This window comes from Burkholderia sp. PAMC 28687 (genome assembly GCF_001577465.1).
Classification (GTDB): domain Bacteria; phylum Pseudomonadota; class Gammaproteobacteria; order Burkholderiales; family Burkholderiaceae; genus Caballeronia.
The window spans coordinates 79,215-92,888 of sequence record NZ_CP014505.1 but is presented as its reverse complement, the minus strand read 5'-3'; the positions used below and the strand labels follow the sequence as shown (position 1 = coordinate 92,888).

Genomic DNA, 13,674 nt, shown 5'->3' with positions numbered 1-13,674 from the left:
CAAGCCTATTCGCACGGTTCGTGCCGTCTTTCGCGAACGTTTCACCTGATCCGAATCTGTCTTCCTGCACAAAAACGGGACAAAAAAATGCCCGCCGTAGGACGGGCGGGCAAAATCGCTGCGCTTATCTCGGAGCCATGCTGCTATTGCTTTACACATACTCCGATTGAAGCCGGGCCTCTCGCGCCCCTGCCGCAACCGGTCTGAAACATTGTTTATTCAACGTGCTCGCCATGCAGCGTCACGTCCAGGCCTTCACGTTCTTCTTCTTCCGTGACACGCAGGCCCATGACCATGTCGATGATTTTCAGCAGGACGAAGCTCATCACGCCGCTGTACACCAGCGTGGTCAGAACGCCCTTGGCTTGCAGCAAGATGCTGCCGTCGGCGCCGCCGATGTCCTTCACCGCGAAGATACCCGTCAGCAATGCGCCGAGAATACCGCCCACGCCGTGCACGCCGAACGCGTCGAGCGAATCGTCGTAGCCGAGTTTCGTCTTGAGCCACGTAGCCGACCAGAAGCAGACCACGCCCGCCGCAATACCGATCACGATCGCACCGGTCACGCCAACGTAGCCCGAAGCCGGCGTAATCGCCACCAGGCCGGCAACCGCGCCCGAGATGATGCCGAGTACCGAAGGCTTGCCCTTCGCCAGCCATTCGGCAAACATCCAGCCGAATGCAGCAAAAGCCGTTGCGATTTGCGTCGTGAGCATTGCGAAGCCGGCACGGCCGTCAGCCGCCACTGCCGAACCCGCGTTGAAGCCGAACCAGCCGACCCACAGCATCGATGCACCAATCAGCGAAAGCACGAGGTTGTGCGGCGCCATGACTTCGCGGCCATAACCGACACGCTTGCCGAGCACCAGACAGCACACGAGACCTGCAATACCGGCGTTGATGTGAACCACCGTGCCGCCTGCGAAGTCCAGGATGCCGGCCGTTGCGAGCCAGCCCGTCGGTTCCCACACCATGTGCGCGATCGGCGAGTAGACGATGATCGACCACAAGCCCATGAAGACGAGCATCGCGGAGAACTTCATGCGGTCAGCGAACGCACCGGCGATCAGCGCCGGGGTGATGATCGCAAACGTCATCTGATAGACGAAGTAGACCGATTCCGGGATCGTCGGGGCCAGGTGGCTGACGGTCAGCGTCGTGGCCTTGTCGCCCTTGATGTAGTTCATGCCGTGCAGGAACACGCGCGAGAATCCGCCAATGAACGAGTTACCCGGCGTGAACGCCAGCGAGTAGCCGACGACCGTCCAGATGATCGTGACCAGGCAGCAGATTGCGAACGACTGCATCACGGTCGCGAGCACGTTCTTCTTGCGCACCATGCCGGCGTAAAAGAGTGCGAGGCCCGGGATCGTCATGAACAGGACGAGAGCGGTGGAGGTCAACATCCAGGCGGTGTCGCCCGAGCTGATCTTCGATGAATCCACAGAGAACGGTTCCGTCGGGGCAGCCGGTGCGGCTGCTGCGTCCGATGCGCCGGAAGCCGGCGCTGCGGCCGATGCTGCTTCCGCGCCGGAAGCCAGTGCCGTATTGGCGCTGACCGGAGACGCGGAATCTGGTGCGCTTGCAGGCGCCGCCATGGCCGACGCAGCCGCGGGCGCCGATGCATCCTGCGCCATCACGGTGCCGGCGCTCACTCCCAGCAGCGACCCCGCCATAAACAAGGACATCAATAAATTGCGCATTCTTGTGTTTCCTCTTATCGCCGTTTCGTTTTTTTTAGAGAGCGTCCGCGCCGGTTTCACCGGTACGAATGCGAATGACTTGTTCGATCGGGGTGACGAAGATCTTTCCGTCGCCGATCTTGCCCGTGCGTGCTGCGCGCTCCACCGCTTCGATCGCCTGGTCGACGATATCGTCCGATACCGCTGCTTCAATCTTCACTTTCGGCAGAAAGTCGACCACGTACTCGGCGCCGCGATACAGCTCCGTGTGGCCCTTCTGGCGGCCGAAGCCTTTTACCTCGGTGACGGTGATGCCCGAGACGCCGATCGCCGACAACGCTTCGCGTGCTTCGTCGAGCTTGAACGGCTTGATGATTGCGGTAATGAGCTTCATGTATCCCTCGCGTGTGTGTCGAACAGAGTTGGCGTGTTGGCGCTTGCTCTGGTCCCATGCCTGATCCTTTGTTGCCTCGTGCCATCGCGAGCGGCGTCTCATGCGCCACGCCGCTTTGCCCATCGCCCGGAAAAGCGCGTACCGACAAGGCCGGGGCCACTTATGCAACTCGTATGCCATGCGAGCCTATACGCATGCTCATCAGGGCTTCGCGGGGTCCCGGCCCGCTCCTTAGACCGGATGGCTAACGGTGCTTCCATGTGCTGGCGCGTACCGTGGATCGTTGCTAGAGTGCACGCAAGGTCAGGCACGAAGTTCAGATTCCCTGGGCGTGACGAAACGCCGCGTCAAGGGACGAGTTGGGCGCAGCCGCCATCAGCTTTCGCGCTAGGACGCACCAATTTGGATCATGAAGAATTTCGTGGCACTGAGCTAACAATGAATGCACTTTTATGGTGCGCAAGAGGAAAGACTGCATGAAACAACCGAACGACGTATTCAATGACTTCCAGGCCAAGATGAGCGAGCTGCTCAAGAATTCGCCAGCCAAGGACATTGAAAAGAATATGAAAGCCATGCTTTCGCAAGGCTTCTCGAAGCTGGATCTCGTCACGCGCGAAGAATTCGATACCCAGACGCAAGTGCTCGTGCGCACACGTACCCGGCTCGAAGAGCTCGAACGGCGTGTGGCGCAACTGGAAGCAAAGCTGGGTGGTGCTAGTTCATCGAGTAGTCAGGACTAAGGGCTAGAAGCTGAAAAAGCGTGTCACCGCTAAGCGAGCCGTGATGTTGGATCAATAAACCGCCGCCTTGCGATTGCAATTGCAACGACGGGGCGCGGGCAGCGGGGAAAAAATCATGTCGCTTGCCGTGGTGCGTAGCCGCGCGCCCGCCCCTGGGCGCGCGCCCGAGGTGACCGTCGAGGTCCATCTCGCCAATGGATTACCTTCGTTTTCAATCGTCGGCCTGCCTGATCTTGAAGTCCGCGAAAGCCGCGAGCGCGTTCGCGCCGCCCTTCAGAATTGCGGCTTCGAATTTCCCGTTCGCCGGATCACCGTCAACCTTGCCCCTGCCGATCTGCCGAAAGAAAGCGGCCGGTTCGACTTGCCTATTGCATTGGGCATCCTTGCAGCGAGCGGTCAGATTCCCGTCGAGGCGTTGTTGCATCGTGAGTTTGCGGGCGAGTTGTCGCTGACCGGTTCCATCCGGCCAATGCGCGGCGCCTTTGCGATGGCGTGCGGCGCAGCGCGGCAATATGCGGGCGTCGTTGCAATGGAACGTGGGTTCGTGCGGGACACCGACGTGCGCATGCCTGAGATTTATCTGCCGGCCGCGAGTGCATCGGAAGCCGCGCTCGTGCCAGGTGTCGAAGTATTTGGTGCGCCCGATCTGCCCACTTTGTGTGCACTTCTTTGCGGCTCGGAAAACGGCCGCCTCACGCCCGTCCGTGCCGCAACGCTCGGCTCCCGGCTAGACCGGCGCCCACCCTTGCCCGATCTCGTCGATGTCATCGGCCATCCCGGCGCACGGCGTGCACTGGAGGTCGCGGCGGCCGGCGGACATCATCTCTTGATGGTCGGACCGCCGGGCGCAGGCAAATCGATGCTCGCCGCGCGTTTGCCCAGCCTTCTCCCACCCATGACAGACGAAGAAGCCCTGTCCTCTGCGGCGATCCTTTCCGCGAGCATGCTTGGATTCTCCCCGGCTCAGTGGCGCCAGCGGCCGTTCCGGGCACCCCATCATTCATCGAGTTCGGTGGCGCTTGTCGGCGGGCGCAATCCACCACAACCCGGCGAAATCACCTTGGCGCACCTGGGCGTGCTGTTCCTCGACGAGCTGCCGGAGTTCGACCGGAAAGTGCTCGAAACGCTGCGCGAACCGCTGGAAGCCGGCCGGATCACCATTTCACGCGCCGCGCATCAGGCCGACTTCCCGGCTGCGTGTCAATTGGTCGCAGCCATGAATCCGTGCCCGTGCGGCTGGCGCGGCGATCCGAACGGCCGATGCCGCTGCACACCCGAGATCGCCGCTCGTTATCTGCGCAAACTTTCAGGACCACTGCTCGACCGCATCGATATCCAGATCGAACTGCCCGCATTGTCGCCGGCGGAATTATCGGCGAGGAGTGGGTCTCTGGGTGAGACAAGCGCACTCGTGGCGCGCCGTGTAGCCGATGCACGTGAGCGCCAGCTTCAGCGCCAAGGCAAGACAAATCGGGAACTCGATGGCCGGGAAGTCGACGCGGTCTGCCGCCCGGACGCGGCCGGCGAAGCCTTGCTGCGCGAAGCGGGTGAGCGCTTCGGGTGGTCGGCGCGAGCGTATTACCGTGTGCTCAAAGTGGCGCGCTCGATTGCGGATCTGGCCGCCGCCAACTCACCCACGGCGGGGCATCTGGCTGAGGCGATCCAGTATCGGCGGGTTTTCGCCGCGGTATAGGCCGCCTGCGCGTCGTCTTAGAAAGAAATTCGCGTGTCAAGACTTGACTTATGCACACTGGGGCGTTCTTTGTTTCCCTAAGATCAGATCAAACCCCAGTTTCGGCAATGAAGCACAGGCCTTTGATTTGATTAACCTTTTTTCGATGCCGCGAATGAAGGCAAAGTAAGGAAAGCCGTGTGGGACGGGCACTTGCGGCTCACCGGACGACGTTTTCCACAAAGTTATCCACAACCTCTGTGGATAGTTCAAAAAACCGAGATAAATCCTAGTTTTAGCCTTAAAACCTTGTCCAGATTCTTCGTCGTGAAACGTTGTCGTGGCGTCATTCAACTAATGAAATGGCGGTAAATGCGGAAGGACGGATGCCTGCGAATACTTAATAAAGTTTGAACGACGAGAAAAACTGATCGATCTGCTCGGCCGGAGGCGCTTTGGTTGAAACGATCGCAAGTTGATAAGCGTGCATTCCTTTCGCGATGAAGCGAGCGCGAATCTGGCGTGTCTCGCGATTCTGGCCGTCATCGCGTGTGCCGTTCACCTCGATTTCCGATCCTGGCAGCTTGCCGCCTGCCGCAATTTCGATCTCAACCGGGCGCGCAGCCGGAGCGGCGTTCACATTGCGCGCCAAACCATGTTGGAGAAAATCGAGCGCGGCTTGCTGCGTTGCGGCGTCCCCGTTGGGCAAGTCGACCGTTCCCACGGCAAATACCGCGTCACCGGCTTCGGCGGTCTGCATCTTCATGTGCATCGGCTTTCCGGCGATCTCTATATCCCGCGCATCCGAGCGGGGTTTGGCGGGGAACGTGACTTCGTAGGCGTCGTCGTTGTTCTGAATGGTGCGCCAGTCGTAGGCTGGCGTGCAGGCGAGCAGCGCTACAGCGCTAAAAGCCACGATCATGGATCTGAGGACTACGGTTCGCGAAGATCGGTTCATGAGCAAAGCAAAAAGAGAAAACATAATTATCCGCTGCCCGAACCGACGGCGCTGTTGGCCGCACCGGAGCGGACTTGTCAGCGGAGACGCTTTTCTGAGATTCGGGCTAAAATGCGCAGCATCCGGTCATAGCGACGCAATTGCCTTATATCGAGCACGCTCGAGGTCTCCCATGTCAGAGAATTCACAGGTTTCATCGGCGCGCAGCAAGAGCCCGCTGCGCTATATCGTCATGGCGGTCGTGGCGGGCGTGATTGCGTGTACCGGCTATTTCGCGTTCGGCGGCCAGCAACGCGTGCCGGACGCCACGTTCACGCTTTTGTCGGGCCAGAAGGTTTCGACCTCGACCGATCTGAAGGGCAAGGTCTACCTGATCAACTTCTGGGCAACAAGCTGCGAAACGTGCATGAAAGAGATGCCGCAGATGATCAACACGTATAACCGGTTCAAGGGCCGCGGCCTGGAATTCGTCGCCGTCGCCATGAACTACGACGCACCGATGTACGTGAACAACTACGCGCAGACACGCAACCTGCCGTTCAAGGTCGCAATGGACGACGGCAGCGCGGCCAAGCAATTCGGCAATGTGCAACTCACGCCGACCACCTTCGTGGTGGACAGGAACGGCAAGATCCTGAAGCGCTACGTGGGTGAACCGACGTTCGCGGAACTCGATGCCTTGCTCGACAAGGCGCTGAACGCCGCCTGAGTTCGAGCTTCGTCAGAAGAAACGCCCAGCCAAGCTGGGCGTTTTCGTTCATGGCCTGCCTTCACTCACCTAGCGCTCGCCCTCACCCTTCGCCGCAAGCCCGTACCGCTTGATCTTCTCGTAGAGCGTGGCCTTGCCCAACTGCAGCCGGTCAGCCGCCGCGGCCACCACGCCGCTGCACTGCTCCAGCGCCTCGCCGATCACCGCGCGCTCGAACTGCTCCGTGCGCTCCTTGAGCGACTGCGTGGCGGCATCGATAGGAACACCCTTTTCATCGATGATCCCCAGCACCATCCGGTCAGCCGCATTGCGCAATTCCCGTACATTCCCCGGCCAGTCGCGCTGCATCAGCTCTGCACGCTGCCGATCGCTCAGGAGCGGCGCGGCGCGCTCGTAGCGCACGGCGGCATCGAGGAGAAAATGCTCGAAGAGCGGCACCACATCCTCTCGGCGTTCAGCGAGCGGCGGCAGCGTGATCGTCACGACGTTCAGCCGATACATCAGGTCACGCCGGAAGGTCCCCGCCGCAATGTGTTCCTCCATGTCGCCCTTGGCCGCCGCAATCACGCGGCAGTTCGCGCGAATCGGCTGGTTCGAGCCGAGCCGTTCCAGCACGCCGTCCTGCAGGACGCGCAGGAGTTTCACTTGCAGCGCGAGCGGCATGCTTTCGATTTCATCCAGGAACAGCGTGCCGCCCGACGCGTGTTCGAGCTTGCCGATACGCCTTTTCTGGGCCCCGGTGAACGCGCCGGCTTCGTAGCCGAACATCTCGGATTCGAACATCTGCTCGGGCAACGCACCGCAATTCACAGCGATAAACGGTTTATCGCGACGCGGCGAGAGATCGTGCAGGCTTCGCGCGATCAGTTCCTTGCCCGCGCCGGTGTCGCCGTTGATCAGCACGGAGGCATCGGTAGGCGCCACGTTCGCGATCAGCTTGCGGACCTGTTCAATGGCGGGACTGCGCCCGATGATCCTGGGCGCCACGCTGCTCTGTCCCGCGAGTTCGCGCCTGAGCGCCCGGTTTTCCAGCACAAGCTTGCGCCGTTCAAGCGCGCGACGGACGGCTTCGATCAGCCGTTCGGACGCAAACGGCTTTTCGATGAAATCGTACGCGCCGTCGCGCATTGCCTGGACGGCCATCGAGATATCGCCGTGGCCCGTGACGAGGATCACCGGCACTTCGGGCGCGCGCTCGTGGCATTGCGCGAGCAGATCGAGGCCGCTTGCGCCGGGCAGACGGATGTCGCTCACGATCACGCCGGGAAAGCTGGCGTCGATAGCCCGTGCGGCGCCTTCCACGCTGCCGAATGCGGCGACGTCGAAACCGGCGAGCTGGAGACTTTGCACGCTCGCGCGCCGCACCAGTTCGTCGTCTTCGATGAAGATCACTTGAAGTCCTGCTGTCATGGGTTCCTGCTCCTGCTTGATTCTCTCGGCCAGCGCCAGGCCGGCGCTTAAGCGCGCAACAACGTGATCGCGAATTCTGCGCCGTGCGAGCGATCGGCGTCGGCCTGCGTGCCGCCTTCGGGTCCATCGACTTCGGTTTGCGGTGCGACGTTGCGCGCGACCAACGTACCACCATAATCGCGTGCGATTGCCGACGAAATTGCCAGGCCGAGCCCCAGGCCGTGCCCCATCTCCTTCGTCGTGAAAAACGGCTCGAACAGGCGCGGCAGGATATCGGGCGGAATGCCGGGGCCGTTGTCCCGCACGACGATTTCGACCGTCGTCTGGTTCGTGATCAGCTCGATATCGATACGCGGCACGTCGCACGACACCACCGCATCCAGCGCGTTGCCGATCAGGTTGATCAGGATCTGCTCGAGACGCAGGTCCTCGCAGCGTACAAAGAGAGCCGATTGGTCATCCGCGCCGAACGCGACCTTCACGTTTTTCATGCGCGGCTGCAACATGGCGAGCACGTTTCGCAGCGCGCGGCGGACATCGGTACGCGCATTTTTCGGCCGCGCCTTCGCCACGAACAATTTCAGTTGATTCGTGATCTTGCCCATGCGTTCGGTGAGCGCGGCGATCGCTTCGAGGTTCTCATTCGCGGCGACATGATCCCCTCGTTCGATAAACACCCGCGTATTGTCCGAAAAACTGCGCAGCGCGGCGAGCGGCTGATTCAGTTCGTGCGTGATGCCCGCAGCCATTTGCCCCAAAGCCGCCAGTTTGCTCGCCTGGATGAGCTCGTCGTGCGCGGCGCGCAGGTCCTGCTCGGCGCGCGTGCGCTCGCTCACTTCCCTGGTCAGCAACGCATTCGCCTGCGATAAATCCGCCGTCCGCTCCGCCACGCGTTCGTTGAGCTCGGCGTAAGCGGTCTGCAGCAGCGCGCGGCTGCGGATCATTTCGCGCACTCGCGCACGGCGCATGCGCCAGTAAAACGCCACCGAACACAGCGAGATGAACACCAGCGCCGTGACAATGGTCGCGCTGCGCGCAGCATCGACGGCCGGTGCGAGCGACACCATCGTCATCAGATGCCAGTCAGGTTCGCCGAGCGCACGCTGCGTCGCGAGGTAACTCGGCGCGTCGCGGCCGCCGCCCACCCGCACGATCTGCGCGCCGCCTTCCAGCGTGCGCACGATGGTCATAGGCAACGGCGTCACCGGATGTTGCGCGTACTGCCGCGCCGTATAAACCGATGCCTCGATGTCCTTCGGCAATGGCCGCAGCGTGTGATATTTCCACTCCGGCACGGAGGACAGGAAGATCACGCCGTGGTCATCGGTGACGAGAAGCGGTTCCGAGGAATCGGCGCCCTGCAGCCATTCCAGATTCAGCTTCACGACCGCCACGCCGATGATCTCGTGCGAGCCCTCGCGGAAAACCGGCTGCGAGATGAAATATCCCGGCTCGCGCGAGATGGTGCCGAGTCCGAAGAAGCGCCCGGTGCCGCCTTTGACGGCATCGACGAAGTACGGGCGGAACAGGTATTCCGCGCCCACGAAGCTGTCCGGGCCATTCCAGTTGCTCGCCGCCACGCAGCGCCCGTTCGCCTGGATGATGTAAGTCGCCGTAGCCCGCGCATGCGTGTTCAGGTCTTCGAGATAGCGATCGGCACGGGCCGCGTAACGCGGGTTTGGATCGGCGAGGACTTCCTGGACGAACGGATGGCGCGACAGCAGATACGGCAGGTATTCGTAGCGGTCGAGTGTGCTTTTCAGCTCGGCGGTCGTGCGATCCACGCGCGTCGCCGCGTTCTGGCGCAGGTCGTCAAGGCCGCGCTGCCACGCAACAGTCCACGTGAGCGCGCACACGCCGCAGAGCGCCGCGAGAAGCACGAGGAAAACCAGCAATCGCCGCGTCAAGTGAACGGGCTCCAATCGGTGAGATCCACCGATTGTGGCACGCGCGGCTTCGAACGCAGCGTCCGGATGCCCGGCGCCCGGATACCCGGCGTCCGGATGCCCGGCGCCCGTAAACACGCGCGGCGAAGCATCCGCCAGAGAATGCTTCGCCGCTTTCATTGCCGTTGGTTCCTTTGTGCGATCGTTCGAATCGCTTCAGCGCCGATCAGGAAACCGTTTCGGCTTCGGTATCGACCGCGCCGTGCTTGAGCTGGTCACGCAGCTTGTCGCGATCCAGTTCGTTTTCCCATGCCGACACAACCACCGTCGCCACGCCGTTACCCACGATGTTCGTGAGCGCACGGCATTCGCTCATGAAGCGGTCGATGCCGAGAATCAGCACCATGCCCGACAGCGGAATGGTCGGCACCACGGCGAGCGTTGCAGCCAGCGTGATGAAACCTGCGCCGGTCACGCCGCTTGCACCCTTCGACGTCAGCATGGTCACCGCGAGCAGCGTCAGTTGTTGCGTCCAGGTAAGGTCGGTGTTGGTCGCCTGTGCAATGAAGAGCACGGCCATCGTCATGTAGATGTTCGTGCCGTCGAGGTTGAACGAATAACCGGTCGGCACCACGAGGCCCACCACCGAGCGCGAGCAGCCGAGCTTTTCGAGCTTGAGCATCAGTTGCGGCAACGCAGCTTCAGACGAGCTCGTGCCCAGCACGATCAGCATCTCTTCCTTGATGTACGCGACGAAGCGCAGAATGTTGAAGCCCACCAGCTTTGCGATGATCCCGAGCACCACGACCACGAAGATCACCGACGTCAGATAGAACGTGCCGATCAGCTTGAGCATGGGAATCAGCGAACCGATGCCGTACTTGCCGATGGTGAAGGCCATCGCGCCGAACGCGCCGATCGGGGCCAGCTTCGTGATGATGCGCACGATGCCGAACAGGATATGCGACAGCCCTTCGATAAACCCCGTCACGACACGGCCTTTCTCGCCCGCCGTGGCCAGCACCGCGCCGAACAGGAGTGCGATCAGCAGGATCTGCAGGATCTCGCCTTGCGCGAACGCGGAGGACATCGTGTCAGGAATGATGTGCAGCAGGAAGTCGGTCGTGGTCTGGCCGTGCGCCTTCGCAGCATACGAAGCGACCGCCTTGCCGTCGAGCGTAGCTGGATCGATGTTAAAGCCCACACCCGGCTTCAGGATGTGCGTGGCGGCGAGGCCGAGCACGAGCGCGAACGTCGAGACGACTTCGAAGTAGAGCAGCGCCTTGCCGCCGACGCGCCCGACCTTCTTCATGTCTTCCATGCCGGCGATTCCGGTCACGACCGTACAGAAGATGATCGGCCCGATCACCATTTTGATGAGCTTGATGAATGCATCGCCGAGCGGCTTCATGTCGGTGGCGAGCGCGGGATAGTAATGCCCGAGCGCGATACCGATGGCGATAGCCAGCAGCACCTGCACATACAGGATTTTATAAAAAGGTTTTTTGACGGTTGTCACAGTTGTTCCGGGCATGGTCGGCAAATGGCGAAAGGGTGAGACAAAAACGCGCCGGCGCCCGACTGCGGCGATGCGCGTCTGGCGTCGGCAGAAATCAGGTTGATTCGCGTGAACAGGGCTGCATTGAATGGTCTCCTTGTTTTTTTGGGGGCCTGCTGGCCTTCCTTCTGTATTGCAAGGTCAGTGCCAGTTTTTGCAACGCGTCGACGCTTGATTTTTAAGGGGTTTTCGTCGCCTTGGAGCGACCGGAATCTGTCTTTCCGGATTTTCAAGAAAACCCATTCCGATCATCCGGACGGCATTCGGGTAATCCCTGAGACGCTTTATCTACGGGCTTTCCCGAGGTTTTGAGTGTTCAGGGAAGCAGCATTGGACATTGAGGTTTTCTGCGCAAACAGACGCGCGCTGGCATAAAAAAACCCACGTCGCCGTGGGTTTTTCATCGCGTGAGAAACCAGCAATCTCAAACCGCGCCGACCAGTCCAGCATCGTGGGCTTGCTGATCCGCGTGATAGCTCGAACGCACCATTGCGCCGACGGCCGCGTGCGTGAAGCCCATCTTGTACGCTTCTTCCTCGTACATCTTGAAGGTATCGGGATGAACATACGAGCGCACCGGCAGATGATGCTCGGAAGGCTGCAGATACTGGCCGATGGTCAGCATGTCCACGTCATGTGCTCGCAGGTCGCGCATCACCTGAAGGATTTCTTCTTCCGTTTCGCCGAGGCCCACCATCAAGCCGGACTTCGTCGCCACTTCCGGATGCAGCGCCTTGAAGTCCTTCAGCAACTTCAGCGAATGCGCGTAATCCGAACCCGGACGCGCTTCCTTGTAGAGACGCGGTACCGTTTCGAGATTGTGGTTCATTACATCGGGAGGCGCGGCGGTCAGGATGCCGATTGCGCGGTCAAGACGGCCGCGAAAATCCGGCGTCAGGATTTCGATGCGCGTCAGCGGTGAATGCTCACGCACCTGACGGATACATTCCACGAAATGCGCGGCGCCGCCGTCGCGCAGATCGTCGCGATCCACGCTCGTGATCACCACGTACTTCAGCTTCAACGCACCGATGGTCTTCGCCAGATTCAGCGGTTCGTCGGCATCGAGCGGATCGGGACGGCCGTGGCCCACGTCGCAGAACGGGCAGCGGCGCGTGCATTTGTCGCCCATGATCATGAACGTGGCCGTGCCCTTGCCGAAGCACTCGCCAATGTTCGGGCAGCTCGCTTCTTCGCACACCGTATGCAGGTTGTGCTCGCGCAGGATCTGCTTGATCTCGGTGAAACGTGAACTGCCCGTCGCGGCTTTAACGCGGATCCATTCCGGCTTCTTCAGCTTTTCGATGGGAATGATCTTGATCGGGATGCGCGCCGTTTTCGCCTGCGCCTTTTGCTTGGCGGTGGCGTCGTAGGGAACGGCGGGCGTCGTGCCATGGGTTGCGATGTTTCCGGTTACGTCAGTCATTCGGTCGGTCCATTCAGACGGCTCGCGTGAATCACGCCGTTCTGCGGTTGGGCGGCGGGAGCGCGTTGTCCGCCGATGTGGTGAGTAAGGTTGTCAGCCAGCGTTTGAGCCACGTCGTGCCAGTCGGCCAGCACGCCGAGCGTGGCCATATCGACGGTTTCGAGTCCCGCGTAACCGCAAGGATTGATCGCAAGGAACGGCTGCAGGTCCATCTTCACGTTGAGGCTCACGCCGTGATAACTGCAGCCGTTGCGGATTTTCAGGCCAAGCGCGGCGATCTTCGCGCCCGCATGAGAATGCTGAACGGGCGTCTCGCTGACGTAGATGCCGGGCGCGCCCGCTTTGCGTTCCGTTTCGAGATTATACGATGCAAGAGTTTCGATCACGCCCTGCTCGATCCGCTGCACGAGTTCACGAACCATCAGCTTGCGCCGGCGCAGGTCGAGCATGAGATACGCCACGACCTGCCCCGGCCCGTGATACGTGATCTGGCCGCCGCGATCGACTTTTACAAGGGGGATAGCGCTATTCGGATGCAGCAGGTGTGCGGGGTCACCAGCCAGCCCGAGCGTGAAAACCGGCGGATGCTCGACGAGCCAGATTTCATCGGCTGTGTCCGGCGTGCGGGCTTCCGTGAACGCGCGCATGGCGTCGAAGCTTTCTGGGTATGGCTGCACGCCACGCCAATGAACGTTGACCTTGGGCGTTGAAGCGCCTGGAGCGCGATCAAGGACAGCGGAGGGGGGAGTTGTTACCGGCGTGGCGGACATGATTCCGTTAGTTTACCGAAATCCCGCCGCCCTCGCCGGAGGACGAATCAACGCATGATCGCCCGGATGCGTCGAAAGCTGGTTCAAACCGTCCGCCAGCCCGACCGGAAACGCTCGGCAAGCCGATCGAAGCCACGCGCCAGCCAGCCGATCGCACGTTGGTCTGGTCGCCGCGCCAGCGTGAAAACGACTTGCGCCGTGCCGCCGGCTTCCGTGCTCAGCCAAAGCCGCTCGTGCTGGCGCAGCTTCAGGGAATCGCCGGGGACGAGCCAGTAGTCTTCGGTATCGTTGCTGCGCGTGGCCCATACCGGCGCGCCTAGAACCGACAGCTTGACGCTGTTGCCAATACGCATCGGCACCGTTTCGCCATCGGCTATTTCGAACGTGATGCTTGTGGATATTTCTCGCATGACAGCCTCCGCCAAAAATCGTGTTGATGAGTAGAAGATAGACTCAGCATGGCTTT

The 13,674-nt window shown here is 61.2% G+C and carries 12 protein-coding genes; 3 read left to right on the top strand and 9 right to left on the bottom strand.

Going from position 1 to position 13,674, the window contains the following annotated elements:
* Positions 1–215: 215 nt before the first annotated feature.
* Both AX768_RS00455 and AX768_RS00450 read right to left on the bottom strand, forming a co-directional pair.
* A complete protein-coding gene (locus AX768_RS00455) occupies positions 216–1,703 on the bottom strand; it encodes an ammonium transporter (RefSeq protein ID WP_061998319.1) in 1,488 nt (495 codons plus the stop codon).
* A 34-nt stretch (positions 1,704–1,737) separates the two neighbouring features.
* A complete protein-coding gene (locus AX768_RS00450) occupies positions 1,738–2,076 on the bottom strand; it encodes a P-II family nitrogen regulator (protein ID WP_031364354.1) in 339 nt (112 codons plus the stop codon).
* A gap of 476 nt (positions 2,077–2,552) precedes the next feature.
* Here AX768_RS00450 and AX768_RS00445 point away from each other — a divergent pair, with 476 nt between their 5' ends.
* Together AX768_RS00445 and AX768_RS00440 are read left to right on the top strand one after the other, a co-directional pair.
* Positions 2,553–2,819 (top strand): accessory factor UbiK family protein, encoded by a 267-nt coding sequence (locus AX768_RS00445; protein ID WP_062000658.1) that lies wholly within the window; start codon positions 2,553–2,555, stop codon positions 2,817–2,819.
* 115 nt (positions 2,820–2,934) lie between these two features.
* Entirely contained in the window at positions 2,935–4,512 is a 1,578-nt protein-coding gene (locus AX768_RS00440; protein WP_061998318.1) for a YifB family Mg chelatase-like AAA ATPase, read from the top strand.
* 379 nt (positions 4,513–4,891) lie between these two features.
* Here the strand turns inward: AX768_RS00440 and AX768_RS00435 are convergent, their stop codons facing one another.
* Positions 4,892–5,413 carry a hypothetical protein gene (locus tag AX768_RS00435; RefSeq protein ID WP_061998317.1) on the bottom strand — a complete coding sequence of 174 codons (522 nt, stop codon included), beginning with the start codon at positions 5,411–5,413 and terminating at the stop codon, positions 4,892–4,894.
* 208 nt (positions 5,414–5,621) lie between these two features.
* Between AX768_RS00435 and AX768_RS00430 the strand changes: the two genes are divergently transcribed.
* The gene (locus AX768_RS00430) at positions 5,622–6,158 is read left to right on the top strand and encodes a TlpA disulfide reductase family protein (protein ID WP_061998316.1); all 537 of its coding nucleotides are present in this window, start codon (positions 5,622–5,624) and stop codon (positions 6,156–6,158) included.
* A gap of 69 nt (positions 6,159–6,227) precedes the next feature.
* Here AX768_RS00430 and AX768_RS00425 read toward each other — a convergent pair whose 3' ends face one another.
* The 6 genes from AX768_RS00425 to AX768_RS00400 form a co-directional block, all read right to left on the bottom strand.
* The gene (locus AX768_RS00425; RefSeq protein ID WP_061998315.1) at positions 6,228–7,568 is read right to left on the bottom strand and encodes a sigma-54-dependent transcriptional regulator; all 1,341 of its coding nucleotides are present in this window, start codon (positions 7,566–7,568) and stop codon (positions 6,228–6,230) included.
* Between the two features lie 47 nt (positions 7,569–7,615).
* Positions 7,616–9,634, bottom strand: coding sequence for a sensor histidine kinase (locus AX768_RS00420; protein ID WP_082778705.1), 2,019 nt, complete (start codon positions 9,632–9,634; stop codon positions 7,616–7,618).
* Positions 9,635–9,680: 46 nt separating this feature from the next.
* Positions 9,681–10,988: a dicarboxylate/amino acid:cation symporter gene (locus tag AX768_RS00415; RefSeq protein WP_061998314.1), complete on the bottom strand. Its 1,308-nt coding sequence runs from the start codon at positions 10,986–10,988 to the stop codon at positions 9,681–9,683.
* 448 nt (positions 10,989–11,436) lie between these two features.
* Positions 11,437–12,438: a lipoyl synthase gene (gene lipA, locus AX768_RS00410; RefSeq protein WP_061998313.1), complete on the bottom strand. Its 1,002-nt coding sequence runs from the start codon at positions 12,436–12,438 to the stop codon at positions 11,437–11,439.
* A complete protein-coding gene (lipB, locus tag AX768_RS00405; RefSeq protein WP_061998312.1) occupies positions 12,435–13,208 on the bottom strand; it encodes a lipoyl(octanoyl) transferase LipB in 774 nt (257 codons plus the stop codon). The genes lipA and lipB overlap by 4 nt, the downstream gene beginning before the upstream one ends.
* 83 nt (positions 13,209–13,291) lie before the next feature.
* On the bottom strand, positions 13,292–13,618 hold the full coding sequence (locus AX768_RS00400) for a DUF2917 domain-containing protein (RefSeq protein WP_061998311.1): 327 nt from the start codon (positions 13,616–13,618) through the stop codon (positions 13,292–13,294).
* Between the last annotated feature and the right edge of the window lie 56 nt (positions 13,619–13,674).

Bases quoted from the DNA above. Each gene is read 5' to 3' on its own strand.
- AX768_RS00455 (WP_061998319.1), bottom strand. From the start codon at position 1,703: ATGCGCAATTTATTGATGTCCTTGTTTATGGCGGGGTCGCTGCTGGGA.
- AX768_RS00450 (WP_031364354.1), bottom strand. From the start codon at position 2,076: ATGAAGCTCATTACCGCAATCATCAAGCCGTTCAAGCTCGACGAAGCA.
- AX768_RS00445 (WP_062000658.1), top strand. From the start codon at position 2,553: ATGAAACAACCGAACGACGTATTCAATGACTTCCAGGCCAAGATGAGC.
- AX768_RS00440 (WP_061998318.1), top strand. From the start codon at position 2,935: ATGTCGCTTGCCGTGGTGCGTAGCCGCGCGCCCGCCCCTGGGCGCGCG.
- AX768_RS00435 (WP_061998317.1), bottom strand. From the start codon at position 5,413: ATGATCGTGGCTTTTAGCGCTGTAGCGCTGCTCGCCTGCACGCCAGCC.
- AX768_RS00430 (WP_061998316.1), top strand. From the start codon at position 5,622: ATGTCAGAGAATTCACAGGTTTCATCGGCGCGCAGCAAGAGCCCGCTG.
- AX768_RS00425 (WP_061998315.1), bottom strand. From the start codon at position 7,568: ATGACAGCAGGACTTCAAGTGATCTTCATCGAAGACGACGAACTGGTG.
- AX768_RS00420 (WP_082778705.1), bottom strand. From the start codon at position 9,634: ATGAAAGCGGCGAAGCATTCTCTGGCGGATGCTTCGCCGCGCGTGTTT.
- AX768_RS00415 (WP_061998314.1), bottom strand. From the start codon at position 10,988: ATGCCCGGAACAACTGTGACAACCGTCAAAAAACCTTTTTATAAAATC.
- lipA (WP_061998313.1), bottom strand. From the start codon at position 12,438: ATGACTGACGTAACCGGAAACATCGCAACCCATGGCACGACGCCCGCC.
- lipB (WP_061998312.1), bottom strand. From the start codon at position 13,208: ATGTCCGCCACGCCGGTAACAACTCCCCCCTCCGCTGTCCTTGATCGC.
- AX768_RS00400 (WP_061998311.1), bottom strand. From the start codon at position 13,618: ATGCGAGAAATATCCACAAGCATCACGTTCGAAATAGCCGATGGCGAA.